The organism is Streptomyces sp. NPDC026673 (assembly GCF_040638135.1).
GTDB lineage: Bacteria > Actinomycetota > Actinomycetes > Streptomycetales > Streptomycetaceae > Actinacidiphila.
Genome location: NZ_JBEZXR010000008.1, coordinates 103728 through 128076, shown reverse-complemented (window position 1 = coordinate 128076; position 24349 = coordinate 103728). Strand labels below are relative to the sequence as shown.

Annotated in this window: 20 protein-coding genes, 1 pseudogene and 1 riboswitch; of the genes and pseudogenes, 7 read left to right on the top strand and 14 right to left on the bottom strand. The window is 75.8% G+C overall.

Translation table 11 applies throughout. The features are described from left to right. Positions 1-142 precede the first annotated feature (142 nt). The 3 genes from AB0F62_RS09420 to AB0F62_RS09410 form a co-directional block, all read right to left on the bottom strand. Positions 143-985, bottom strand: a complete 843-nt coding sequence (locus AB0F62_RS09420) for a putative protein N(5)-glutamine methyltransferase (RefSeq protein WP_361794377.1) — start codon at positions 983-985, stop codon at positions 143-145. Between the two features lie 139 nt (positions 986-1124). Continuing rightward, positions 1125-1967 carry a hypothetical protein gene (locus AB0F62_RS09415; protein ID WP_361794374.1) on the bottom strand — a complete coding sequence of 281 codons (843 nt, stop codon included), beginning with the start codon at positions 1965-1967 and terminating at the stop codon, positions 1125-1127. Further along, positions 1964-2770, bottom strand: a complete 807-nt coding sequence (locus tag AB0F62_RS09410) for a MerR family transcriptional regulator (protein ID WP_361794371.1) — start codon at positions 2768-2770, stop codon at positions 1964-1966. Before AB0F62_RS09410 ends, AB0F62_RS09415 begins: the two co-directional genes overlap by 4 nt. A gap of 163 nt (positions 2771-2933) precedes the next feature. Here AB0F62_RS09410 and AB0F62_RS09405 point away from each other — a divergent pair, with 163 nt between their 5' ends. Then, positions 2934-3410, top strand: a complete 477-nt coding sequence (locus AB0F62_RS09405; protein WP_361794369.1) for a hypothetical protein — start codon at positions 2934-2936, stop codon at positions 3408-3410. A gap of 174 nt (positions 3411-3584) precedes the next feature. Here AB0F62_RS09405 and ppk2 read toward each other — a convergent pair whose 3' ends face one another. From ppk2 to cobN, 4 genes and pseudogenes are all read right to left on the bottom strand, one after another. Further along, positions 3585-4481 (bottom strand): polyphosphate kinase 2, encoded by an 897-nt coding sequence (ppk2, locus tag AB0F62_RS09400; protein ID WP_361794366.1) that lies wholly within the window; start codon positions 4479-4481, stop codon positions 3585-3587. A gap of 153 nt (positions 4482-4634) precedes the next feature. Continuing rightward, positions 4635-6168, bottom strand: a pseudogene (locus AB0F62_RS09395) (substrate-binding domain-containing protein). Between the two features lie 115 nt (positions 6169-6283). Then, positions 6284-6748, bottom strand: a complete 465-nt coding sequence (locus tag AB0F62_RS09390) for a DUF4442 domain-containing protein (RefSeq protein ID WP_361794363.1) — start codon at positions 6746-6748, stop codon at positions 6284-6286. A 201-nt stretch (positions 6749-6949) separates the two neighbouring features. Then, positions 6950-10561 (bottom strand): cobaltochelatase subunit CobN, encoded by a 3612-nt coding sequence (cobN, locus tag AB0F62_RS09385; RefSeq protein WP_361794360.1) that lies wholly within the window; start codon positions 10559-10561, stop codon positions 6950-6952. A gap of 52 nt (positions 10562-10613) precedes the next feature. Continuing rightward, positions 10614-10698: riboswitch (cobalamin riboswitch) on the bottom strand. 322 nt (positions 10699-11020) lie between these two features. Between cobN and cobG the strand changes: the two genes are divergently transcribed. Genes cobG through AB0F62_RS09370 form a run of 3 tightly spaced genes read left to right on the top strand, consistent with a single transcriptional unit; the run spans position 11021 to position 14480 of the window. Further along, the gene (cobG, locus tag AB0F62_RS09380) at positions 11021-12358 is read left to right on the top strand and encodes a precorrin-3B synthase (protein ID WP_361794357.1); all 1338 of its coding nucleotides are present in this window, start codon (positions 11021-11023) and stop codon (positions 12356-12358) included. Beyond that, positions 12355-12987 (top strand): precorrin-8X methylmutase, encoded by a 633-nt coding sequence (locus AB0F62_RS09375; protein WP_361794354.1) that lies wholly within the window; start codon positions 12355-12357, stop codon positions 12985-12987. Before cobG ends, AB0F62_RS09375 begins: the two co-directional genes overlap by 4 nt. Further along, a complete protein-coding gene (locus AB0F62_RS09370; protein WP_361794351.1) occupies positions 12984-14480 on the top strand; it encodes a precorrin-2 C(20)-methyltransferase in 1497 nt (498 codons plus the stop codon). The genes AB0F62_RS09375 and AB0F62_RS09370 overlap by 4 nt, the downstream gene beginning before the upstream one ends. Here AB0F62_RS09370 and AB0F62_RS09365 read toward each other — a convergent pair. Further along, positions 14468-15262: a cobalt-precorrin-6A reductase gene (locus AB0F62_RS09365; protein ID WP_361794348.1), complete on the bottom strand. Its 795-nt coding sequence runs from the start codon at positions 15260-15262 to the stop codon at positions 14468-14470. The two genes, AB0F62_RS09370 and AB0F62_RS09365, sit on opposite strands and share 13 nt — an antisense overlap. A gap of 21 nt (positions 15263-15283) precedes the next feature. Between AB0F62_RS09365 and AB0F62_RS09360 the strand changes: the two genes are divergently transcribed. Then, the gene (locus AB0F62_RS09360; protein ID WP_361794345.1) at positions 15284-16384 is read left to right on the top strand and encodes a cobalt-precorrin-5B (C(1))-methyltransferase; all 1101 of its coding nucleotides are present in this window, start codon (positions 15284-15286) and stop codon (positions 16382-16384) included. A gap of 718 nt (positions 16385-17102) precedes the next feature. Here AB0F62_RS09360 and cobM read toward each other — a convergent pair. Further along, on the bottom strand, positions 17103-17873 hold the full coding sequence (cobM, locus tag AB0F62_RS09355) for a precorrin-4 C(11)-methyltransferase (protein WP_361794342.1): 771 nt from the start codon (positions 17871-17873) through the stop codon (positions 17103-17105). Next, positions 17870-19105: a precorrin-6y C5,15-methyltransferase (decarboxylating) subunit CbiE gene (gene cbiE, locus AB0F62_RS09350; protein ID WP_361794339.1), complete on the bottom strand. Its 1236-nt coding sequence runs from the start codon at positions 19103-19105 to the stop codon at positions 17870-17872. Before cbiE ends, cobM begins: the two co-directional genes overlap by 4 nt. Positions 19106-19216: 111 nt before the next feature. Here cbiE and AB0F62_RS09345 point away from each other — a divergent pair, with 111 nt between their 5' ends. Next, on the top strand, positions 19217-20422 hold the full coding sequence (locus tag AB0F62_RS09345; RefSeq protein ID WP_361794336.1) for a pyridoxal-phosphate dependent enzyme: 1206 nt from the start codon (positions 19217-19219) through the stop codon (positions 20420-20422). A gap of 124 nt (positions 20423-20546) precedes the next feature. Here AB0F62_RS09345 and AB0F62_RS09340 read toward each other — a convergent pair whose 3' ends face one another. From AB0F62_RS09340 to AB0F62_RS09325, 4 genes are read right to left on the bottom strand one after another with little or no spacing between them, the layout of a single operon-like run. Continuing rightward, the gene (locus AB0F62_RS09340) at positions 20547-20774 is read right to left on the bottom strand and encodes a hypothetical protein (RefSeq protein ID WP_361794333.1); all 228 of its coding nucleotides are present in this window, start codon (positions 20772-20774) and stop codon (positions 20547-20549) included. Then, positions 20771-21169: a hypothetical protein gene (locus AB0F62_RS09335; RefSeq protein WP_361794330.1), complete on the bottom strand. Its 399-nt coding sequence runs from the start codon at positions 21167-21169 to the stop codon at positions 20771-20773. Before AB0F62_RS09335 ends, AB0F62_RS09340 begins: the two co-directional genes overlap by 4 nt. Positions 21170-21216: 47 nt before the next feature. Then, complete coding sequence (locus AB0F62_RS09330) at positions 21217-22716, bottom strand: HAMP domain-containing sensor histidine kinase (RefSeq protein WP_361794327.1); 1500 nt, start codon at positions 22714-22716, stop codon at positions 21217-21219. Then, positions 22713-23477 (bottom strand): response regulator transcription factor, encoded by a 765-nt coding sequence (locus AB0F62_RS09325; protein ID WP_361794324.1) that lies wholly within the window; start codon positions 23475-23477, stop codon positions 22713-22715. The genes AB0F62_RS09330 and AB0F62_RS09325 overlap by 4 nt, the downstream gene beginning before the upstream one ends. A gap of 112 nt (positions 23478-23589) precedes the next feature. Here AB0F62_RS09325 and AB0F62_RS09320 point away from each other — a divergent pair, with 112 nt between their 5' ends. After that, positions 23590-24345, top strand: coding sequence for a hypothetical protein (locus tag AB0F62_RS09320; protein WP_361794321.1), 756 nt, complete (start codon positions 23590-23592; stop codon positions 24343-24345). Positions 24346-24349 lie beyond the last annotated feature (4 nt).

Here is a 24349-nt window from a genome sequence, read left to right as displayed (position 1 = left end):
CCGGGCAAATCGCCCATTAAGTGACGCAGGCCATGTGGCCTGCGTCACTTAATGCGTCGCTGATTCACGCGGAGAAATCGCGGATTCACGCACGGCGAGGATTCCCCCGCCGCCGGCCCCGCCCCCGCGACCGCCCGCCCCACTACCCCCCGAAGGACGCGACGACGACCGTCGCGGAGAGCTCCTCCGAGACGACCACCCGCGCCCTCAGCCCCGCGCCGCCCACCGCGGCGACGGCGGCCGGGGCCTGCTCCTCACTGGTCTCTATGAGGAGGTGCCCGCCCGGCGCGAGCCACGAGGGCGCGGCGGCGGCGACACGGCGGAGGACGTCGAGCCCGTCCGCGCCGCCGTCCAGCGCGACGCGCGGCTCGTGGTCGCGGGCCTCGGGGGGAAGGAGGCCGACCGCCCCGGTGGGGACGTAGGGCACATTGGCGACCAGCACGTCCACGCGGCCGCGCAGCCGCGCGGGGAGGGGCGCGTAGAGGTCTCCCTCGTGGACGTGGACGCGGCCGTCCGCCGGTGCGAGGTTGCGGCGGGCGCAGGCCACCGCCGCAGCGTCCACGTCGGCGGCGTGCAGGACCGGCCGGTCGAGCGCGGCGGCCAGGACGGCGCCCACCGCGCCGGAGCCGCAGCACAGGTCGACGACCACCGCACCGGGCCGGTCCAGGGCGCGCCCGAGCCGGACGGCCTCCCGGGCGAGGAACTCGGTACGGCGGCGCGGGACGAAGACCCCGGGGCCGACGGCGATCCGCAGACCGCAGAACTCCGCCCAGCCCAGGACGTGTTCGATCGGGAGGCCGGCGACCCGGCGCTCCACCATGGCGGCGAGTTCCGCGGGGGTCCGGGCGGCGGAGGCCAGCAACCGGGCCTCGTCCTCGGCGAACACGCAGCCGGCGGCCCGGAGCACGGGCACCACCGGCGCGGCGGACAAGGGGAGTCGGGCGGAGGGAGAGGAACCGGAAGAGGCGGGTGAAGCTGATGACATGAGGGCCTTTCGGGGCGCCGCGGGGCGCTCTGCCGGTGGCCTAGGTCACGGGGACCGCAGGGCCGCCGGGGGCGAGCACCCAACCTGACATGGCGGTAATGGGTCTCACCTCCCTCGGTGCGTCCACTGCTGGGGGCGGCTACGTTACCCGAGCGCCAGGTGCCGCGCCCACCCCCAGGGCCGTGACGGCGGCACGCGGGTCGTCGGCGTGGAAGCGCAGGACGCGGGCCCGCACGGGAGCGCCCAGGGGGCGCAGGAAGGTGACGGGCTCGGTGAGTTCGACGGTCACCGTGGTCTGGCCGCCGACGATCAGGTCGACGGTGCCGTCCCCCGCGGACGTGACGAGCCGTCCGTCGGGGAAGCGCCGGTCCACGCGGGCGGTGGCTATCCGCTCCGCGGGCACGCGGACGTCGACGAGCGCGCCGTACCGCAGCCGCAGCGAGCCGTCGGCCCCGACGACGTGCGGGCGCACCACGCAGGCCGCGTGCAGGGCCAGCACGAAGAAGCAGCCCCAGACGTCGAGGACGAGGGTGACCGCGTGCACCGCGGGCCAGGGGATGACCAGTGCCAGCACCACCGTCTCCACCACGGAGACGAAGAGGAAGCCGTACATCGTCGCCGTCTGCGCCCCGGTGTAGGCGACGGGCACGGCGCCCTCGCCCACCCCGTGCGGCCTGCGCGCGATCCACCGCACCAGGCTCACCGACAGGGCGAGTTCATGGCGGATCAGCCGGCGAGCGGGCGCCGGCACGGTGTCCCGCACGGCGGTCCACGCCGCGGCCCGGCGCGTCAGGCCCCGCCGCCGGGCGTCCCGGTGCGCCCGCACCACCCTCGGCAGCCGCCACAGCAGCACGGCGGTCATGCCCAGCTCGGCACCCCGGAGCACCGGCTCCGGCACCGGCACGCCCGCCACCAGGCACGCGGCGAGCACCGCCTCGGCCGTGACGAGGACGCCCAGCGCCCACGCCCCCCGGCGGCTCACCGGGCACGCTCCCGCATCAGCCGGATCGCCTGCCGTACGGCCTCGGCCTGGGCGGGGGCGTGGTCGTCGAAGAAGGCCGCCATGAAACCGCCCTCCGCGCCGCCGGCCGTCGTGAGGTCCTCGCCGGAGGCGTCGATCGCGGCGACGAGGTCCTCCGGGACGGAGTCCGCGATGACACGGGCCACCTCCGCGACCCGGGGGTCGTCCACGGCCGCCCCGGCGAGTTCGTCCATCCGCGCGTACACCTCGTAGGCGCGGCGCATCGCACCGGGATCGGACCCCATGGAGCGCAGCAGACCGGTGAGCCAGCCCCTGGTCTCGGGAGTGGCCGCCGCGTCCAGCAGCGCGAGCAGCTCCCGTTCCTTCGCGGCCATCGCGGGCTCGGGCCCGGGCAGCTCCGCCGAGGTCCGCGCCATCTCGGCGAAGAGGGCGGCGAGTTCCGGGGAGACGGGCCCTTCGGCCGGCAGCCCCCCGCCGGCCTCGGCCTGTGCGAGGAGTTCGGCGAGCCGCGCCCGGCGCCGCCTGATCGCCTCCTCCTGCCGGGCCAGGTCCGCGTCGAGCTCCCGCAGGACCTCGTGCAGCTCCTTGCCCGCGTCGTCGGCGAGCACGTCCCCGACCTCCTCCAGGCCGAGACCGAGCTCCGTCAGCCGCCGGATGCGGGTGAGTTCGACGGCGTCGCGCAGGCCGTAGTCGCGGTAGCCGTTGACCCGGCGTGCGGGCTCGGGCAGCAGCCCGATGCGGTGGTAGTGCCGCACGGTGCGGGTGGTGACCCCGGCGAGCGCGGCGAGTTCTCCGATGCGCATGAGCCCAGTACAGACGTTGACGTTGCGGCAAGGTCAAGACACGCGCGGCACGCGCCGGGCAAACCCGCCCCAACCGGCCGCAATGATCGCTCCGGCCCCCTTCCGCGCCCCGGCCGGGACCCGTTTGCGCCTGTCGCACGTCAAACCGGAAAGGAGGTCATCCATGCGTCATACGACAGCCGCGGCCGTCGCGGCGACCGCACTCCTGCTGGCCGGCTGCGGCGCGCAGTCCGGCGATCCGGACCGCACCGGCCCCAGCGCCACCGGCCCGAGCGCCACCGGCAGCGCCGGTTCCGGGACGGATACGGGAGCTGCCTGCGCCGCCGGGGCCGAACTCACCGCCGCGGACACCGGCCGCACCGTCTGCGTCGTCACCGGCGGCACGATCCGCGTCACCCTCGACGGCACGCCCGACCGCCCATGGGCCCCGGTCACCGCCGACGGGACCGCCCTCACCCCCGTCAACCCGGGCATCGGCGCCCCGCACGGCGACACCATCGCCGCCTACCGCGCCACCGCCCCCGGAACGGCGCGGCTCACCTCCTCCCAGCCGCTGTGCGCCACGCCCACCGCTCCCGACCAGGTGGCCTGCCTGGGGCTGCGGGAGTGGACCGTCACCGTACGGGTCGCCGAGCGCTGACCCCGCACACGGCGCCGGAAGGACGCCCGGAGGGCCGCCCGTGACCGGGACCCCGGGCCGTCGCGGAAGCGGTCGCGGTCGACGCGGGCCGCCGATGCGCCGGCCCGCGCCGCCGGTGCGGCGGGCGGCCCCGGGCGGCCCCGGCATCCCCGCCCGGGCGCCCGGCGCCCGGGCTCAGACCTCGCCGGCCTCGAGCAGGTTCGCCGCGGCGCCGACGATCCTCGGGTCGGGCACGCCGACGACCTCCGTGTCCTTGTCGGCGTAGTCGAAGCGGCCCAGCACGCTGCGCATCGCCTCCACCCGGGCCCGCTTCTTGTCGTTGCTCTTGACCACCGTCCAGGGCGCCTGCTCGGTGTCCGTCTCCCGGAACATGGCGACCTTGGCCTCGGTGTAGTCGTCCCAGCGGTCCAGCGAGGCCAGGTCCATGGGGCTGAGCTTCCACTGCCGCACGGGGTCGACCTGGCGGATGGTGAAGCGGGTGCGCTGCTCGTCGCGCGACACGGAGAACCAGAACTTCACCAGGTCGATGCCGTCGTCCACGAGCATCCGCTCGAAGGCGGGCGCCTGCCGCATGAACCGCTGGTACTCGTCGTCCGTGCAGAAGCCCATGACCCGCTCCACACCGGCCCGGTTGTACCAGGACCGGTCGAAGAGCACGATCTCCCCCTCGGTCGGCAGATGCTCCACGTAGCGCTGGAAGTACCACTGCCCGCGCTCGCGCTCCGTGGGCTTCTCCAGCGCGACCACGCGGGCCCCGCGCGGGTTCAGGTGCTCGGTGAAACGCTTGATCGTCCCGCCCTTGCCGGCCGCGTCGCGCCCCTCGAAGACGATCACCAGCCGCCGGCCGGTCTCCTTGATCCAGCTCTGCAGCTTCAGCAGCTCTATCTGCTGGAGCCGCTTGTGCCACTCGTACTCCTTGCGCTCCATGCGGAAGGAGTACGGGTAGTTCTCGCGCCACGTCTCGACCGGGGTGCCGTCCTGGCGTATCAGCACGGGGTCGTCCTGGTCGGTGTAGTCCACCTGCATCCCGGCGAGCAGATCCAGGTCCGCGGGGTGCGGGAGCGTCGTCATGTCGCCTCTCACCTCCGGGTCCGCGGGAAGTGCCCGCGCCTGCACCCCACGGTAACCCCGCCACCCGCCACCCCGCCGTACGCCCCGGAGAACTCCGTGTGACGACCGCCGGTACATCCGGCGATCCCGGCCCCGGGCCCCCGCCGGGCGGGGTCAGCCCCGGCAGCGTTCGAGGCCTTCGGGGCTGTGGCAGGGGAGGTGGCCGTGGGACGTGACGACGTCCTGGCCGGCGCCGCGGATCATGTAATCGAGGAAGCTCGCGGCGAGCGATCCGGTGGCGGGGCGGCCGTAGGTGTAGGCGTACTCGATCTCCGTGAAGGGGTAGCTGCGGTCGCCGATGGCCGCCGGGGAGGGCGCGTGGCCGTTGATGGCGAGGGTGTGCAGGCCCGGGGAGGCCGCGGCGGCGCGCAGTTCGCCGTAGCCGATGGCGCCGGGCAGGCGGGCGACGGTCTTGAGGACCTGCTCCGTGCTGTCCAGCTCGCAGCGGACGACCGTGTCGTCGGGGGAGTTGCGGTGGCGGCAGTCGCGCGAGGTGAAGGCGGGCTCGCCGCGGCCGCCGAGGATGTGGCGGCGGAAGAGGTCGCGGGTACCGGAGTCGGCGTTCCGGCTGACGAGGAGGACGGGCAGGTCGGGGCCGCCCAGTTGGCGCCAGTTGACGACGGATCCCCGGTAGATGCGGCGTATCTGCGCCACCGTCAGGTCGCGGACCGGGAGGTCGCCGTTGACGACCAGCGCGAAGGCGGAGACGGCGACGCGGTTCTCCGTCAGGCGCGGATCCCCGCCCGGCCCCGGGCCGTCGGAGAGGGCCACGACTCCGGGCGCCTCGGACTCGGCCAGCTCCCGGATGCCCTCGTTGCTGCCGTGCGCGTCCACCGTGATCTTCGCGTCGGGGCAGTCCTCGCCGTAGCGGCGGGCGAGTTCGCCCATCACCGGGGCGAAGGCCGTGGAGCCGGTGACCGTGAGCCGTCCGGTGGCGCAGCCGATGGGCGGCGGCGGGTCCTCGCGGACCACGATGATGCCCGCCAGCACGGTCACGCACAGGGTCAGCAGGATGGTGACCCACCGCGCGGCCCGGCTGAACAGCGGCGGCTTGGAGTCGACCGGCATGGCCTTGTTGGGCACGACCACGCCGTCCCGGATGCCCCCGGTGACCCGTACGCCGCCGCCGACGTGGCCGCCGGTGAGCAGCACGAGCAGCTTGTAGTGCTGGCCCCGGTTGAGCGGCACACGCGGCAGGTGGATGACGTTGCCCTGGTGCCGTACACCGCCGGCGTCACCGGCCGGGGCGAAGTGCGCCATCAGCGGCCCGGCGTCGGCCTCGGTGACGGCCACGCCCCGTACCGTGCGGCCGGCGAAGACGACGGTGAGCGCCCGGTCGGTCCGGGTCGCGGTTGGTGTAGTCCCCGTCGGCGATGCCCTCGCCGCCGTCGTTCTCGATGCGGAGCAGGACCAGCGTCGCGTCCGACATGTCGGGAAGGTCGTTGAAGAGCCCGAGCCGCACGTTGGGACCGCCGCCCCCGCCGTCGGGGTCGTCGCTGCCGATGGGGGTGTCCATCTGGACGCGGTAGCCGATGCGCCGGCGGCGCGGCACCCGGCGTTCGTACCAGACCACGCCGACGGACACGACGAGACCGAGCAGCGCGGTCAGCACCGCCACCACGTTGTCGGCGCTCAGCCAGTCGCCCACCGCTCGCCCCGCTCCCCCGTGAACCCTCCCGCCGTGCGGTCACCGTACGGCGCGGCCGGGGCGCCTGCGGCGCCTTCCCCGTCCCGCCGCCGGATGTTCGCCGGGCGTTTCCCGGTCAGGCGCGGGGGATCCGGCGAACGCTCCGGTCGAAGCCGCCGCGGCACGCCACGGCACCCGTCGCGTCCCTGATCCCCGCGACCGTCGCCCGTCGCGCCCGGTCGCCGTCCCCGCACAGCACCCCCCGCAGCGCACGCCGCGCGGACCCGTCCAGCGTGCAGGAGGCCACCAGGCGGCCGCGTGCCGGGGCGAGGAACTCGACCGTCGCCGCGGCACCGAGCGGCACCACGCCCTCGAGCTCCCCCGGGGCCTCGACCGCGGCGATCACCGCGGGCGGTCCCGCCGCGTCGAGGAGGGCGATCAGCCCGCTGGCGTGCAGGCTGCCGATCACGTTGGTCAGCCCGTACGGGGTGTCCAGCGCCACCTCCGCGGCACAGTCCCCGGCCCGCAGCACCTGGATCCCGGCGGTCCGGTGGGCCGGGACCGGTTCCAGCAGGGAACGCGCCGGCGCGGTGGCATCCATTGCCCCAGGCTCGCGCCCCGGGCCGACGTCCGCGTTACGGGGAACCGTCGCCCCGCCCAAAGCCGGGGGGAGACATGCCCCGCGCCCCCGGGCACTTTCCGTTGCACAGGCGAAAGTTTGCGCCGTACCAACAAGCACCGCCCGCGCTCAGCGAAACGGCGCCGCCCTCTGCCTCGGCGGCGCCGACCATCGGCTGAAGCCCTACTCGCCGCCCTCCAGGTCGCCTTCCGTCTCCAGGAAGGCCCGCCGCAGCTCTTCGACGACCTCCGGGTCCGGCTCCGCCCACATCCCGCGCGACTCCGCCTCCAGCAGCCGCTCGGCCATGCCGTGCAGCGCCCAGGGGTTGGCCTCCTGCAGGAAGGCGCGGTTCTCCGGGTCCAGGACGTAGGTGCGGGCCAGCTTGTCGTACATCCAGTCGGCGACGACGCCGGTCGTGGCGTCGTAGCCGAAGAGGTAGTCGACGGTCGCGGCGAGTTCGAAGGCGCCCTTGTAGCCGTGCCGCCGCATCGCCTCGATCCAGCGGGGGTTGACGACGCGGGCACGGAAGACCCGGGAGGTCTCCTCGACCAGGGAGCGCGTCCGCACGGTCTCCGGGCGCGTGGAGTCGCCGATGTACGCCTCGGGGGAGCGGCCGGTCAACGCGCGGACGGTGGCGACCATGCCGCCGTGGTACTGGTAGTAGTCGTCGGAGTCGGCGATGTCGTGCTCGCGGGTGTCGGTGTTCTTCGCGGCCACGGAGATCCGCCGGTAGGCGGTCTCCATCTCCTCCCGCGCGGGGCGCCCGTCGAGGCCGCGGCCGTAGGCGTAGCCGCCCCACACCGTGTAGACCTCGGCGAGGTCGGCGTCGCTGCGCCAGTCACGGCTGTCGATCAGCTGCAGCAGGCCCGCGCCGTAGGTGCCGGGCCGGGAGCCGAAGATGCGGGTGGTGGCCCGGCGTTCGTCGCCGTGGGCGGCGAGGTCGGCACGGGTGTGGGCGCGGACGAAGTTGACGTCCTCGGGCTCGTCCAGGCCCGCGACCAGCCGTACGGCATCGTCCAGCAGGCCCACGACGTGCGGGAAGGCGTCCCGGAAGAAGCCGCTGATGCGCAGGGTGACATCGACGCGCGGGCGGCCCAGCTCCTGCGCCGGAACGGCCTCGACCCCGGTGACGCGGCGGGACGCGTCGTCCCACACCGGCCGCACGCCCAGCAGCGCCAGCGCCTCGGCGACGTCGTCGCCCGCGGTGCGCATCGCGCTGGTCCCCCACAGCGACAGGCCCACCGACTGCGGCCAGGTGCCCTCGTTGTCCTCGCGGTAGCGGGTCAGGAGAGAGTCCGCGAGGGCCTGGCCGGTCTCCCAGGCGAGCCTGCTGGGCACGGCCTTGGGGTCGACGGAGTAGAAGTTGCGGCCGGTCGGCAGCACGTTGACCAGGCCGCGCAGCGGCGAGCCGGAGGGGCCCGCGGGCACGAAGCCGCCGTTCAGCGCGTGCACGACGGCCTCGGTCTCGTCCGTCGTACGGGCCAGCCGCGGCACGACCTGCCGGGCGGCGAAGTCCAGCACACGGGCGACGTCCTCGGGCAGGCCCTCGGCGGTCCCGGCGACGGCCTCCGGGGCCCAGCCGGCGTCCTCCATGGCCTGCACCAGCGCGCGGGCCTGCTCCTCGGCGGCGTCCGCGGTGAGCCGGGTGGCCTTCGACTCGTCCAGGCCCAAGGCCTCGCGCAGCCCCGGGAGCGCGGCCGTACCGCCCCAGATCTGCCGGGCGCGCAGGATCGCGAGCACCAGGTTGACCCGCTCGGCACCGGTCGGGGCCTGCCCCAGAACGTGCAGGCCGTCGCGGATCTGGGCGTCCTTGATCTCGCAGAGCCAGCCGTCGACATGGAGCAGGAAGTCGTCGAACTCCGCGTCGTGCGGCCGGTCCTCCAGGCCGAGGTCGTGGTCGAGCTTGGCGGCCTGGATCAGCGTCCAGATCTGGGCGCGGACGGCGGGCAGCTTGACCGGGTCCATCGAGGCGATCGCGGCGTGCTCGTCGAGCAGCTGCTCCAGCCGCGCGATGTCGCCGTAGGAGTCGGCACGGGCCATCGGCGGCACCAGGTGGTCGACGAGGGTGGCGTGGGCGCGGCGCTTGGCCTGGGTGCCCTCGCCGGGATCGTTGACGAGGAAGGGGTAGATCAGCGGGAGGTCGCCGAGGGCGGCGTCGGGGCCGCAGGCGGCGGACAGGGCCGCGTTCTTGCCGGGCAGCCACTCCAGGTTGCCGTGCTTGCCCAGGTGGATCATCGCGTCGGCGCCGAAGCCGCCGTCGGCCCGCGCGGCGGCGATCCAGCGGTAGGCGGCGAGGTAGTGGTGGGAGGGCGGCAGGTCCGGGTCGTGGTAGATCGCGATCGGGTTCTCGCCGAAGCCGCGCGGCGGCTGGATGAGGATCAGCAGATTGCCGCGGCGCAGCGCGGCCAGCACGATGTCGCCCTCCGGGTTGCGGCTGGTGTCGACGAACATCGCACCGGGCGGCGGGCCCCAGTGCCCGGTGACGGAGTCGCGCAGCTCCGCGGGGAGCGCGGCGAACCAGCGGCGGTAGTCGGCGGCCGGGATCCGGACCGGGTTGGCGGCCAGCTGCTCCTCGGTCAGCCAGTCCTGGTCATGGCCGCCCGCGTCGATCAGCGCGCGGATCAGCTCGTCGCCGTCGCCGGAGACCAGGCCCGGGATCTCCTCCGCGGGCCCGAAGTCCCAGCCCTCCGCTCGCAGTCGGCGCAGCAGCGCGACCGCGCTCGCGGGGGTGTCCAGGCCGACGGCGTTGCCGATGCGGGAGTGCTTGGTCGGGTACGCCGACAGCACGAGCGCCAGCCGGCGTTCCGCGGGCGGGATGTGGCGCAGCCGGGCGTGGCGGACGGCGATGCCCGCGACGCGGGCGGCCCGCTCGGCGTCGGGGACGTAGACGGGCAGGCCGTCCTCGTCGATCTCCTTGAAGGAGAACGGGACGGTGATCAGCCGGCCGTCGAACTCGGGGACGGCGACCTGCGTCGCGGCGTCCATCGGGGACAGGCCCTCGTCGCTGCCCTCCCACGTCTCACGGGAGGAGGTCAGGCAGAGCGCCTGCAGCACCGGCACGTCGAGGCCGGCCAGCGCGCCCGCGTCCCAGGCCTCCTCGTCACCGCCCGCGGAGGCGTCGGCCGGGCGGGTGCCACCGGCGGCGAGCACGGTGGTGACCACGGCGTCCACGCCCCGCAGGGCGTCGAGCAGTTCGGGCTCGGGGGCGCGCAGCGAGGCCACGTAGAGGGGGAGGGCCTCGGCGCCGGCCTGCTCGATCGCCGAGCACAGCGCCTCCACGAAGGCGGTGTTGCCGCTCATGTGGTGGGCCCGGTAGTAGAGGACGGCGACGCGCGGGCCCCCGCTCACGGACGCGGTGCGCTCCAGCCGGCCCCAGGACGGCGCGGAGGCCGGGGGTTCGAAGCCGTGGCCGGTGAGCAGCACGGTGTCGGAGAGGAAGCGGGCCAGCTGCCCCAGGTTGGCCGGGCCGCCGTGCGCGAGATAGGCGTGGGCCTCGGCGGCGATGCCGACCGGAACGGTGGACAGCTCCATCAGCTGTGCGTCCGGGGCCTGTTCGCCGGTGAGCACGACCACCGGGCGCGGCCCGGCGAGCAGCTCGTCCAGGCCCTCCTCCCAGGCGCGGCGCCCGCCGAGGAGCCGTACGACGACCAGCTCGGCACCGTCGAGGAGGCCGCGCAGATCGTCGAGCGGAAGCCGGGCGGGATTGGCGAGCCGGAACGGGACGGGACCCCCGGCGGCGTTCGCGGCACGCGCGCTGAGCAGGTCGGTGTCGGAGGTCGACAGCAGCAGGATCACGTCAAACGTGCCTTCCTCGGGGTCCGCGCCCCGGGCCGGTGGATGACGGCGGGAGTTCCTGGCTCCCGTGGCCCGGCGTTCGCACGCCGGCCCCGGTGACAGTGGCGGGACCGCACCGGAATCGCACCGGTTTCCTCCGCTGATGCCGTCGATGGCGTGGGCGCGGCCGACAGACCTGCCCGGGCAGCATAGTAAGGGGCTTCGGCCCGTCTTTCGGATCTCTGTGGGGGAAGGAACACCGTCCGGAGCGCGCGGAACGCACAAGGCCGGTGGAGGTGCCCCGGCGCGGGACACCCGGGGCGGAGGGAACGGCGGAGAGCGTCGGCGGCCGGGGCGGACGCGGCGGATGCGGGTACCGGGCGACGCGATGCCACGGCGGTCCCCGGGACAGGTCCACGGCCGTCACGGAGGCCGTACGGTCCGTACAGCCCGCTGGTGGCCGCGGGTATGCTCGCGGCCATGCCGTCGCCCTCCGAATCCCCCGTGAGCGGCGCCTTCGCCGCAGCGACGGCGGGGCGCGGACGCGACGACGCCTGCCCCGGCGCGCTGCGGCTGCACGCCGCCGACGACGGCGGACTGGCCCGGATCCGCATCCCCGGCGGCCTGCTGACGATACGTCAGGCCGATGCGCCGGCGGTCGCCGCGGACCGGCTCGGCGACGGCCGCATCGACCTCACCTCCCGCGGGAACCTCCAGCTCCGCGGGCTGCGCGACCCCGGCGCGGGCGCCGACCTGGCCGAGCTGCTCGGCGGGGCGGGCCTGCTGCCGTCATGGGCGCACGAGCGGGCCCGCAACGTCGTCGCCTCGCCCCTCGCCGGACTCGACGGCCGCGGGCACGGTGACCTGCGCCGATGGATACGGGAGTTGGACGCCCTGCTCTGCGCGAGCCCGGGCGGCGCCGGGCTCTCCGGGCGCTTCCTGTTCGCCCTCGACGACGGCCGCGGCGACACCGCCGCCCTCGGCGCCGATGTGACATTGATCGCGCGGCCCGGCGCCGCCACCGCCGAACTCCGCCTCGCCGGGCGGCCCGTCGCCGAGGTGCCGGCCGACGAGGCCCCACGCTGGGCGGTACGCGCCGCCGAGACCTTCCTCACGCTCGCCGCCGAACGCGGCGCCCGGGCCTGGCGGATCGCCGACCTCGACCCGGACGGCACCGCACTCGCCGCACGGCTGCACGCGGAAGGCGCCCCACCCGTCGGCCCCCCGGACGCCTGCGCGAACGGGACCGCGGGCGGCCCGCCCCGGATCGGTCTCGTCCCGCACCCCGACGGAACCACCTGCGCGCTGTCCGTGGGCGTACGCCTGGGCCGCCTCACCACCGGGGCCTGGCGGCTGCTCGCGGAGACGGCACGCTCCGGCGACGGCGAACTGCGGGTCACGCCCTGGCGCGGCGTCGTCCTCCCGGGCCTGCCGCCCTCCGCCGCGCGGGAGACGCTGGACCGCCTGGCGGCGGCCGGCTTCCTGACCGGCGAGGAGTCGCCGTGGCGCGGCGTGACCGCCTGCGCGGGACGACCCGGATGCGCCAAGTCGCTCGCGGACGTACGGGCCGACGCCGAGGCCGCGCTGCGCGACGCCCTCCCCGAGCCCGGACACCGCCTCCTGCCCGTGCACCTCTCCGGCTGCGAACGCCGCTGCGGCCACCCGGACGGCGCCTGGGTCGACGTCGTCGCCGGGGCCGACGGCCGCTACCGCGTCGCCGTGGCCGGCACCGCCTCGGCAACCACCGTCCGGGACCTGCCCGGCGTCCTGGACACCGCCCGCCGCACCAGCACCCCACCACTCCCGAGGACGACGTGATCGAGTACGAGAAGGACGGACCGGAGATCTACCGTCAGTCCTTTGCCATCATCCGGGCCGAGGCGGAACTCGACGGCCTGCCGCCGGACGTGGCGCAGGTCGCCGTCCGCATGATCCACGCCTGCGGCATGACCGACCTCGTACGGGACCTGGCCTTCAGCCCGTCCGTGGTCGCCGACGCGCGCGCCGCGCTGCGCGCCGGGGCGCCGATCCTGTGCGACGTGCAGATGGTCGCCAGCGGCGTCACCCGGGGGCGGCTGCCCGCGGACAACGAGGTGGTCTGCACCCTGTCCGACCCCGCCGTCCCGGCGCTCGCCGCCGAACTCGGCACCACCCGCAGCGCCGCCGCCATGGAGCTGTGGCGGGACCGCCTGGAAGGCGCCGTCGTCGCCGTCGGCAACGCCCCGACCTCGCTGTTCCGGCTGCTGGAGATGATCGAGGCGGGCGCACCGCGCCCCGCCGCGGTCATCGGCGTGCCCGTCGGTTTCGTCGGCGCCGCCGAGTCCAAGGACGCCCTGGCCGCGCACCCCTCCCGCCTGGAGCACCTGGTGGTGCGGGGGCGGCGCGGCGGCAGCGCCCTGGCGGCGGCCGCCCTCAACGCCCTTGCGACCGAAAGCGAAATCCTATGACCACCGGCCGTCTCTACGGAGTGGGCCTCGGCCCCGGCGACCCCTCCCTGATGACCGTGCGGGCCGTGGAGGTCATCCGCTCCGCCGACGTCATCGCGTACCACTGCGCCCGGCACGGCCGCAGCATCGCCCGCTCCATCGCCGCGGCGCACATCCGCCCCGAGCAGATCGAGGAGCGGCTGATGTACCCCATCACGACGGAGACCACCGACCACCCCGGCGGCTACCGGGGCGCGCTCGACGACTTCTACGCCGAGTCCGCCGAGCTGCTCGCCGCGCACCTGGACGCCGGGCGCACCGTCGCCGTCCTCGCCGAGGGCGACCCGCTCTTCTACGGCTCCTACATGCACATGCACAAGCGGCTCGCCGACCGCTACCCGGCCGAGGTGATCCCCGGCGTCACCTCCGTCAGTGCCGCCGCCGCCCGCATCGGGCGCCCGCTGGTGGAGGGCGAGGAGGTGCTGACGATCCTGCCCGGCACCCTGCCGGAGGAGGAGCTGGCCGCGCGCCTCGCGACGGCCGACGCGGCGGCCGTGATGAAGCTCGGCCGCACCTTCCCCGCCGTACGCCGCGCCCTGGAGACGGCCGGACGGCTGGCGGACGCGCACTACGTCGAGCGGGCCACCATGGAGGCCGAACGGCTGGACATGATCGCCGACGTGGACCCGGAGTCCGTGCCCTACTTCGCCGTCGCCGTGCTGCCCAGCCGCGTCGACGAGCGGCCCGCCGCGGACCCGTCCGCGGGCGACGGCGAGGTCGTCGTCGTCGGGCTCGGCCCGGCCGGGCCGATGTGGCTGACGCCGGAGGCGAGGTCCGCGCTGGCCGGGGCCGACGAACTCGTCGGCTACACCACCTACATGGACCGCGTCCCGGTCCGCCCCGGGCAGTCGCGGCACGCCTCCGACAACCGCGTCGAGGCCGAACGCGCCGAGTTCGCCCTCGACCTCGCCCGGCGCGGGCGGAAGGTCGCCGTGGTGTCCTCCGGCGACCCGGGCGTCTTCGCCATGGCCACGGCCGTGCTGGAGGCCGCCTCCGCCGAGCCCTACCTCGGCGTCCGCGTACGAGTCGTGCCCGGTATCACCGCCGCCCAGTCGGCGGCGGCGCTCGCGGGCGCGCCCCTCGGCCACGACTACGCGGTCGTGTCCCTCTCCGACCGCCTCAAGCCGTGGACGGTGATCGAGGAACGGCTGCGCGCCGCCACGGCCGCCGACCTCGTGCTCGCGCTGTACAACCCGGCCTCGCACAGCCGCAAGACGCAGCTGGAGACCGCGCTGAAGGTGCTGCGGGAGGGCCGTGTGCCGGGGACGCCCGTGGTCGTCGCCCGCGACGTCGGCGGCCCCGAGCAGGCCGTACGGGTCACGACGCTGGAGAATCTGGACCCGGCGACCGTCGACATGCGGTGCGTGCTGCTGGTCGGCTCGTCGCAGACGCGGGCGGTACGGCGCGGCGACGGCACCACGGTGGTGTGGACGCCGCGGCGCTACCCGGCCTGACGCCCGGGGCGCCCGGGACGCCCGCTCAGGCCGTGCGCGCGGAGCCACCCCAGCGCGCCCGGCACGTCCGGGACGACGGGGACGCCCTCCGGGACCGGCGGGCGCTCCACGACGACCACGGGCAGGCCCAGTTCGCGGGCGGCCGTCAGCTTGGGCGCGGTGGCGGTGCCGCCGCTGTCCTTGGTGACCAGTACGTCGACGCGGTGCCGGCGCATCAGCTCCAGCTCCCCGTCCAGGGTGAACGGGCCCCGGTCCAGCAGCACCTCCATCAGCGGCGGGTGCGGCGGCTCCGGGGCGTCCACCGAACGCACCAGGAACCACAGGTCGGTGACCCCGGCGAAGGCCCCCAGTCCCGTACGGCCCGTGGTGAGGAAGACCCGCCGCCCGAGCCCCGGCAGCACAGCGGCCGCCTCGGCCAGCGAGGCCACCGGGTGCCGGCGGTCCCCGGGGCCGCCGACCCAGCCGGGGCGGCGCAGGGCGAGCAGGGGAACATGGGTGGCCGAGGCCGCCTCGGCGGCGTTGAAGGACATCGTCCCGGCGAAAGGATGGGTGGCGTCGATGACCACGTCGACCGCGTGCGCGCGCAGCCACGCCGCGAGCCCCGCGGGGCCGCCGAATCCGCCGGTGCGCACCTCCCCGGGCGGCAGCCGCGGCCGTTCCACCCGCCCCGCGAGCGAGCTGGTCACCCGCCACGCCGCCGGGTCGGCGGCCAGCGCCTCCGCGAGGCGGCGCCCCTCGGTGGTGCCGCCCAGGACGAGGACGTGCCGCTGTCTGCCGGTCATCCCCGCACCCTACGGTGCGCGGTGAGCGGCGGCCGGAGCGCCCAGCTGGAACGGACCGGGCTGCGGCACGGCTGGACCACCGGCGCCTGCGCGACGGCGGCCGCCACCGCCGCGTACACCGCCCTGCTGGGCGGGGAGTTCCCCGACCCGGTGACGATCACCCTGCCCAAGGGGCAGCGGCCCGCCTTCGCCCTCGCGGTGGAGGAGCGCGGCGAGGGCTGGGCCATGGCCGGCGTCGTGAAGGACGCGGGCGACGACCCCGACGTCACCCACGGCGCGCTCGTCCGGGCCACCGTGCGGCACGGCGCCCCCGGCACCGGGGTCGTCTTCCGCGCGGGCCCGGGCGTCGGCACGGTCACCCGGCCCGGACTTCCCCTGGTCGTCGGCGAGCCCGCCGTCAACCCCGTCCCGCGCACGATGATGCGCGACCATGTCGCGGAGGTCGCCGCCCGGTACGGCACCCTGGGTGACGTGGAGATCACCGTCGCCATCGACGGCGGCGAGGAGCTGGCCCGCAGGACGTGGAACCCGCGCCTCGGCATACTCGGCGGCCTTTCGGTGCTGGGCACCACCGGCATCGTGGTGCCGTACTCCTGCTCGGCGTGGATCGACAGCATCCGGCGCGGGGTGGACGTGGCGCGGGCCGCGGGGCGCACGCATGTCGCGGGCTGCACGGGGTCGACCTCGGAGAAGGTCGCGGTCGCCGTGCACGGCCTGCCCGAGGACGCGCTGCTCGACATGGGGGACTTCGCGGGCGCCGTGCTGAAGTACCTGCGCCGCCATCCGGTGCCGCGGCTCACGATCGCCGGCGGCTTCGCCAAGCTGTCCAAGCTGGCCGCGGGCCACCTGGACCTGCACTCCTCGCGCTCCCAGGTCGACAAGGGCTTCCTCGCTGACCTCGCCCGCCGCGGCGGTGCCGACGAGGCCCTGACCGAGGCCGTCGCCACGGCCAACACCGGCCTGCAGGCGGTCCAGTTGTGCCTGGCGCAGGGCGTCCCGCTCGGTGACCTCGTCGCCGAGGCCGCCCGCCACACCGCCACGGGCGTCCTGCGCGAGGCCCCCGTCGCGGTCGACGTCATCTGCGTCGACCGCGCCGGCACGATCGTCGGCCGGGCCGGCTGACGGTGCGGGTGGGTCGGCTGTCCCGGCGTCTCGCTCCCTTCGGTCGCACAGCGGCGGGCTGCGGATGGGAGGGTGGGGCGGGCCCTCGTCGGGCGTGTGCGAGCGGGTGGGTGGCCGGGGTTCAGGCGCCGGAGCGGGGTGCCTTTCCGGCGGTTGGGGTGTCGTTGCCGTCCGCGCGTATAGACGGCCGCTTCCACGCCTACCGCCGGTGGTGGGCGCGCCCGCCGTAGCCCGCGTCTGCGGCTGCTTCGAGGTGCTGGTGGGGGCGGGCGGGACATCGGGCTCACTTTCGCCGATATGTTCGGCGGAACAGAGCCCGTTCTTGGCGCTAGGGGACATCGGGCCCGCTTTCACCGACTATGTCGGCGAAACAGAGCCCGATCTCGAGAAGGCCACCCACCGAGCCCAATCCCTGTCGGGGAATTACCCGCAGACGCCGGTTACGGCAGGCGCGGCACCCACGAAGGGTGGGCGTGGCAACCAGCCATCTCTACCCGCGGACGGAAACGAGACCCGTGCCCATGAACAACGGACCCCGCTCCGGCGCCTGAACCCCGGCCACGCACCCACCCGCACACCGCCACGTGGGCCCCGCCCCCACCCTCCCATCCGCAGCCCGCCGCTTTGCGCCCGACGGGCGCGAGACGGCGGGAAAGCCGGAAACGGACCCCGCACCGCCTCCGGCCCGATGACCAGGCCCCGTTACGAGGAGGCGCCGTTACGAGGAGGCGCCGCAGTCGGCCGCGTGCCGGTGGACGCGCTCGGCCGAGTAGAGGTGGCTGTCGCGGAACTGCTCCGCGCCCAGCGTCCGGCCCACCATGATCACCGCAGTGCGGACCACCCCGGCCGCCTTGACCTGCTCCGCGATGTCGCCGAGCGTTCCGCGCAGCACCAACTCGTCGGGGCGCGAGGCCATCGCGACGACGGCTGCCGGGCAGTCGGCCCCGTAGTGCGGCATGAGTTCGGCCACCACCCGGTCCACGTAGCGGGATGCCAGGTGCAGCACGATCAGGGCGCCGCTGCGGCCCAGGGTCGCCAGGTCCTCGCCCTCCGGCATGGGCGTGGCCTGCTGCGCGATCCGGGTGAGGATGACGGTCTGGCCGACGGTCGGCACGGTCAGTTCCCGCTTCAGCGCCGCGGCCGCGGCCGCGAAGGCGGGAACACCGGGTACGACCTCGTACGGGACGCCCGCCGCGTCGAGCCGGCGCATCTGCTCGGCGACGGCGCTGAACACGGAGGGGTCGCCCGAGTGCAGCCGGGCCACGTCGTGGCCCTCCTCGTGGGCGCGGACCAGCTCCTCGGTGATCTGATCGAGCGTCAGCTGCGCGGTGTCGACCAGCCGGGCGTCCGGCGGGCACTCCGCGAGGAGTTCGCGCGGGACGAGGCTGCCCGCGTACAGGCAGACCTTGCTGCGGGCCAGCACCCGCTGCCCGCGCAAGGTGATCAGGTCGGCGGCACCGGGTCCCGCACCGATGAAGTGGACGGTCATGGCTGCGCTCCCACGGGTTTGACGGCGGACCACTGGGTGACGGGCATGGCCTGGCGCCAGCCCGTGAAGCCGCCGACCGGGGCGGCGTGCGCGACGGCGAGCCGGACGAGTTCGCCGCCGTGCCGGGCGTACCACTGCGCGAGCAGGGCCTCGGACTCCAGCGTGACGGTGTTGGCGACCAGCCGCCCGCCCGGCCGCAAGGCCGCCCAGCAGGTCTCCAGGAGGCCGGGCGCGGTGAGCCCGCCGCCGACGAAGACGGCGTCGGGCACGGGCAGTCCGTCCAGCGCCGCCGGGGCCGCGCCGGTCACCACCCGCAGCGCGGGGACGCCGAGCGCCGCCGCGTTCCGTACGATGCGCTCGGCGCGGACGGGATCGCGTTCGACGGTGACCGCGCGGCAGGCGCGGTGTGCCCGCATCCACTCGACGGCGATCGAGCCCGAGCCGCCGCCCACGTCCCACAGCAGCTCGCCGGGCGCGGGCGCGAGCGCGGCCAGGGTCGCGGCCCGTACATGGCGCTTGGTGAGCTGCCCGTCGTGCTCGTACGCGGCGTCCGGCAGCCCGGGGACGAGCCCCAGCCGCGGCGTGGACGGCGCCGCGGCGCACTCCACCGCGACGATGTTCAGGGGGTCTCCGGGCGGATGCGGCCAGTCGTCGGCCGTACCGTCCAGGACCACTTCGCGGGCCGAGCCCAGCTGCTCCAGCACCCGCAACCGGCTGGCACCGAAGCCCCGTTCGCGCAGCAGCCCGGCCACCTCGGCGGGACTGTCCGCGCCACGGCTCAGCACCAGCACCCGGCGCCCGTCGTGCAGCGCGCCCGCCAGCGCGGGCAGCGGACGTCCGACCAGGCTGACCACCTCGGTGTCCTCCACCGCCCAGCCGAGCCGGGCGCACGCGTAGGACACGGACGAGGGGTGCGGCAGCACGAGCAGGCGGTCGGCGCCCAGCACCTCGCTCAGCGTCCGCCCGATGCCGTGGAACATGGGGTCCCCGCTGGCCAGGACGGCCGTCCGCCGCCCGGCGTGGGCCGCGAGCAACCCCGGCACGGCCGGCCGCAGGGGCGACGGCCAGGGGATCCGTTCGGCGGTCACCTCGGACGGCAGCAGCTCCAGCTGCCGCGGCCCGCCGATGACGACCTCGGCCCCGGCGAGCGTCCGCCGTCCCGCCGCGGTCAGCCCCGCCCAGCCGTCGGCGCCGATGCCGACGACGGCCACGGGGGCGGACGCGTCGTCCATCAGGGGCACCTCGGAAGTCGGCGGGCATCGGCGGGAACAGTCGGGCACAGCACCCGCACTCTACGAGACGTACCGGGTGATCCCCGGGCCCGGGGCCTCTACGCTCGAACCATGGCAACGGACTCCCTGGCCACCGGCCAGCGTTCGCTCGGCGACCCCGCGATCGCCTATCCCCTGTGGCCGCCGCTGACCGAGGGCTGTCCGCGGACGAGCACGGACACCGTCTCCTACCCGGTCGAGGTCGACTACGCCTACGCCCGCACGCCCGCCGGCCTGTTCGACTCCGCCCGGGGCGCCGGCCTCGACCACTGGGCGCCCCTGCTGCCACCGCTCGCGGCGCCGGGGCTGGGTGAAGGGCGTACGCCGCTGGTCGACCTCGGCCGCGGCGTCCTGGTCAAGGACGAGTCGCGCAACCCCACGTGGAGCCACAAGGACCGCCTCAACCGCTGCGCGGTCAGTGCCGCCCTCGCGACGGGCGCGCCCGGCGTGGTCGTCGCTTCCTCGGGCAACCACGGCGCATCCGCCGCCGCCTACGCCGCCCGCGCCGGGCTGCGCTGCGTCGTCCTCACCTCCCCGCAGGCGCCCCCCGCGGTCCTCTCCTTCCTGCACGCCTACGGCGCCGTCGTGCTGCCCGTCCCGGTGGAGGCGCGCTGGCCGCTGGTCCGGCGCATCAGCGAGGAGTACGGCCTCCACCCGGTCAGCAACTCCACCCTGACCCACACCGGGCACCCGTTCGGCGCGGAGGGGTACAAGACCGTCGCGTACGAGATCTTCGGGGACGTCGGCGTCCCGGCGGCGGTGTTCGTCCCCACCGGGTACGGGGAGCTGCTCTTCGGCATCGGCAAGGGCTTCGCCGAGCTCCGCCGCCTCGGCCTCGCCCCCGGCGTCCCGCGCCTGTTCAGCTGCGAGCCGGCCGCGGGCGGCCCGCTCGCCGCCGCCATCCGCGGGGGACGGCCCGCGGCCTCCGTGCCGGTCGGCGCGACGGACGCGTACTCCATCGCCTGCTCGGTGGGGAGTTACCGCGCGGTGCGGGCGATACGCGACAGCGACGGCGAGGCGCTGCTCGTCACGGACGCCGAACTGGCCGCGGCCCGCGCCGAGCTGGCCCGCGCGGGCCTGTGGACGGAGCTGTCCTCCGCCGCCGGGCTGGCCGGGCTCCGCCAGTACGGCGCCGCCCGCTTCGACGGGCCGGTGGTGTGCGTGTCGACGTCCAGCGGTTTCAAGGACCTCGGGGTGGGTTCCCTGCGCGCGGCCCCGGTCGCGCCGGACTGGGCCACCGTCCGCGCCCGCCTGGAGTCCGCCCCGCCCGGCCCCTGAGGCGGGAACGCGGCACCGGTCGACCGCGGCACGCGCAGGACCCCGGACTTCCACGCGGGCATCCGGCGCCGCTGACCCGCCGGTCGTAGGCGGGGCCGGGGCCGGGGCGGTGGCGTCGGCAGCGTCAGTCGTCCCCGCGGGCCGCGTCGGAGTCCGCCGCGGCGGCGGCGCTCTCCGCGTCGTCGACGATGCGGGCGAACCCCGAGGGCGCCGCAGGGGCCGGGGCGTCACCCGCGGGCGCGGTGGCGGGCGCGGTCGGGGCCGAGGCGGAACCGCCGGACGGGCCGCAAGCGGTCAGCGCTCCCGCGCAGGCCGCCGCGGCCACGGCCAGTGCCGCGAGACGGCGGATCACGAGGCGGCGCCGTTGTCGTGGGAGGCGCACCAGCTGCGCACCCGCGCGAGGTCGGTGCGGCGCTTCTCCAGCGTCGGCACCAGGGACTTGCGGAAGGTCAGCCGGTCGTCGAGGTAGGTCTCGATCTCGTCGTGCCCGGCGGCCCGGGCGTTGGCGACCCGCTTCTCCAGCCGCTCGATCGAACCGCGCCGCGTGACCGGCCCGTTCAGCCGCTTCAGGGCCCGGTCGATGCGCGCGTCGATCTTCCCGGCGCGCTTGCACAGGGCCTTGGCCCCGTCCCCGGTGGGGGTGGCGGCCGGGGCCGGGGTGCCGCCGCTGTCGGCGGTGGCCGGGCCGGCGAGGCCCAGCAGGGTGACGACGGTGGCCAGGGCCACGACGGTGGTGCGGCGTCGCATGACGTGCTCCTTCGGGTCGGAAGCGCCGAGCGCCTTCGCGACGGACGTTAGGGAGCGTCTTTGTGGAAACCTTGTGGCCCACCGCCGCGTTCGGAGAGCCAGTCGCGGCGGAGCAGCGGCAGGGTCGCCGGCTCGGTGTCGCGGACGCCGCCGAGCGGGAGGCGTATCTCGAACCGCGTGCCCGGCGCGCCGTCCGGCCGGTCCAGGACGGTGATCGCCCCCCGGTGCAGCGCGATCTGCTGCGCCACCAGGGTCAGTCCGAGCCCGGAACCGGGGCTGTCGGCACGCCGGTGGAAGCGGGCGAAGACAGCCGCCCGTGCCTCGGGCGGGATGCCGGGGCCGTGGTCGTCGACGGTGAGGACGACGGCCGGGGCCCGTTCGTCCCGCCCGCGCCGCAGGGTCACCTCGATGTCGGGCGCCCCTCCCGGGGCGCGGCCGTGGACGGCGGCGTTGGTCAGCAGGTTGTCGGTCATCGAGCGCAGCCCCTGCTCCCAGCCGTGGACGAGCAGTCCGGGCGCGGTGGTCACCGTCACCCGTGCCCCGGGGTGGCGGCGCGTCAGATCGGCCGCGGAGGCGTCGACGAGCTCGGCCGCGTCGACCGGGCCGAAGGCGTCCTCCTCCACGAGGTCGCCCTGGGCGAGGGCGCGCAGCATGACCAGCAGGCCGAGGACTCGGGCGTGTTCATCGCGCAGGTCGTCGACGACCTCGCGACGTTCGGCGTCCGGCAGGTCCGGGTGACCGGCGAGGATGTCGAGGTTGGTGCCCATGCTCATCAGCGGGTTGCGCAGTTCGTGGGAGGCGACCGCGGCGAACGAGCGGGCGGTCGCGAGGGCCTCTCCGGTCCTGGCGGCCTGCTCGTCGTAGCGGGCGAGCACGGTCTGCAGGGTGCGCGCCAGGTCGTCGACCTCGGTGATCCGGGCCGGGGTGTGGTCCAGGCGTACGGCGCTGACGCGCGGGTCGAGCCCGCTCGCGCGCTGCTGGAGGCGGCGCAGCGGGCGGACGGCACGGCCCGCCGCCGCCCAGGCCAGCAGCCCGGACGGGGGCGCGGCCAGCAGCGCCACCGTGACCACGCGGCGGCGCACCTGGCGCAGTTGGGTCTCGGTGGCGGCGTCGGGCGAGAACAGCCACAGGGTGCCGCGGACGCCCTTGCGGCCGCCGTTCACCGGCACCGACAGCACGCGCCAGCGGGTGCCGCCGGCCCGGATCGTGACCGGGGAGGGCGCGCGGGCGGGCAGCGTCGCGGACGGGTCCGGCTGAGGGCCGCCCGACACGGTGCCCTCGGGGCCGGTCAGCCGGATCCCCACGTCGAGCGCGGAGCTGAAAAGCCTGCGCGTCCGCGCCTGTTCGGCCGCCGGGCGGTCCGCGGCGGTGGCCCGCAGCAGGGCCTTGGCATCCGCGGCGACGGCCGTGGCGCGCTCCCGCAGATGGGTGTCCTGCTGCGCGTGCAGGTCGGCGGCGACCAGCCGGACGAGCAAGGCCCCGGAGGCGAGCACGAGCAGCGGGACGACCACGCCCACGGCGAGCGCGACCCGCGTGGAGAGCCTCACGAACGACTCCCCCGATCGTCCCGGCCGGCGCGGTCGTCCCCGCCGGCGCGGTCGTCCCCGCCGGCGCGGTCGTCCCGCAGGACGAAGCCGACGCCGCGCACCGTGTGCAGGATCCGCGCCCGGCCGCCGGCCTCCATCTTGCGCCGCAGGTAGCTGACGAAGGTGTCCACGGCGTCGGTGCGCACGTCGAAGTCGTAACCCCAGACCCGGTCCAGCAGCTGGTCGCGGGTGAGCACCAGCCCGGCGTTGCGCGCGAAGACCTCCAGCAGCTCGAACTCCCGCCGGGTCAGGGCCAGCGGCTCCCCGTCCAGCCGGGCGTCCCGCGTCGCCGGGTCGATCAGCAGGCCCCCGGCACGCACCCGGCCGCTCGCGGCGGGGGGACGGCGGCGCAGCAGCGCCCGCAGCCGCAGCACCAGTTCCTGCAGCGCGAACGGCTTGACCAGGTAGTCGTCCCCGCCCGCCTGGAGCCCGGCGACCCGGTCGGCCGGCTCGTCCAGGGCGGAGAGCATCAGCACGGGGACGTCGTTGTCCTGCGCGCGCAGCGCGCGGCACACCTCGATCCCGCTGAGGTCGGGCATGGAGATGTCCAGGACCACCACGTCCGGTGCCCCGTCCCGTACGGCGGCGAGCGCGGCCCTCCCGCCGTCGGCCAGGCTCACCGAGAAGCCGTCCAGCCGCAGTCCCCGCTCCAGGGACCGGCGTATGGCAGCGTCGTCGTCGGCGACCAGGACCCGGCCGCCCTTGTGCGCATCGGTTCTCACGGCGGCGATGGTAAGCGCAACGGCTTGATCACAAAGAGGCCCCTGCGGGTGGCGGGGCTCACCGGCCCGGTTACGGTGCGGCGCAACGACAGCCGAGAACGGGGTGGGGACCATGGGGCGCGGAACGGGACGGACGGGCACGGCACTGGTGACGACGGTGGCCGCGACCGCGCTCGCGGCGGGACTCGCGACGGGCTGCGGCCCACGCGCGGCCACGGCCGGCGGCGCTCCGACGGCGAGCCCCTCCACGGCGGCGCCGTCCGCCACGGCGGCGCCCTCCGGCTCCTCCTCCGCCGCCCCGTCCCCATCCGTTTCCGCGTCCGCGTCGCGGCCCCCGTCCGCCACCCCGCGGCGCACCACCGCCGCGCCCCGGACCAGCGCGCCCCGCATCGCCCGCCCGGTCCTGCCGGAGGTCACCGTCTCCGTGGCGACCGCCGGGGGAGTGCTGCGCCCCGTCCGCGGCGGCGCGGCCCGCGAGTTCACCGTGACCCTGCGCAACGACACCGCCCGCGACTTCCCGCGGTTCGCCACGGGCCTGACGATGGAGCCGTACTGGGTCGACGAGGCCCCGCGCGACCCCGCGCTGGTCCTGCAGCGCCGGGACCCCGCGACCGGCGCCTGGCGCGACCACCCGCTGCACGTCGCCACCGACGCGGGCGTCCTCTACGTGACCACCGGCGGCACCCCGCTGCCCCGCGGCGGCGTGCGCACCGAGCGGTACCGCCTCCGGGCCCTGGCCACCGGTCCGGCCGGACGCACCACCATCGGGGTCTACGGCGTCGTCACCGGCCTCCCCCAGGACGCCTCCTTCGAGTCGCGCGGCTCGGGCCACGCCACCCTCCCCCTCGCCGTCACCCGCGCCGGCTGACCGC